Origin of the sequence: Streptomyces sp. NRRL F-2664 (assembly GCF_000719345.1) — a bacterium.
In the GTDB taxonomy this organism is placed as follows: Bacteria; Actinomycetota; Actinomycetes; order Streptomycetales; family Streptomycetaceae; genus Streptomyces.
In genome coordinates this window covers 1-328 of the sequence record NZ_JOFX01000450.1, presented here as the reverse complement: position 1 = coordinate 328, position 328 = coordinate 1, and the positions used below count along the sequence as shown (strand labels likewise).

General features: G+C 73.8%; 1 protein-coding gene. It reads left to right on the top strand.

Translation table 11 applies throughout. The features are described from left to right. Positions 1 to 31: 31 nt before the first annotated feature. Positions 32 to 328 (top strand): hypothetical protein (locus IF89_RS39930; RefSeq protein WP_158718176.1); only part of this gene is annotated, 297 nt, incomplete at its 3' end.

The window sequence follows — 328 nt, the reverse complement described above, 5'->3', positions numbered from 1 at the left end:
GTTTGCGCTGGCTCTGTCGTATGACCAGGAGTTGTCGGGTCTGGGGGTGGACCGGCAGGGCCTGGGCGCGGGCATGGGCCTGGGCCTGCCCTTCGTCGATACCGAAGAGGGCCGCGTTGTGGCCGTCGGCGGGGTCTACGAGATCGACCCCGCCGCCAGCGCCCCCGGCAGTGCCGGCTCGGGCCTGAAGCGGTTCCCCGGCGAGGGCGTGCGCTTCGAGCACGTGCCCGGCGGCAGCCTGCCCGCCCGCGACGGCGTCGACGGACGCGGCTACGAGTGGCGGCTGACCGACCGCACCGACGGGTCCGTGCAGTACTTCGACACCGCC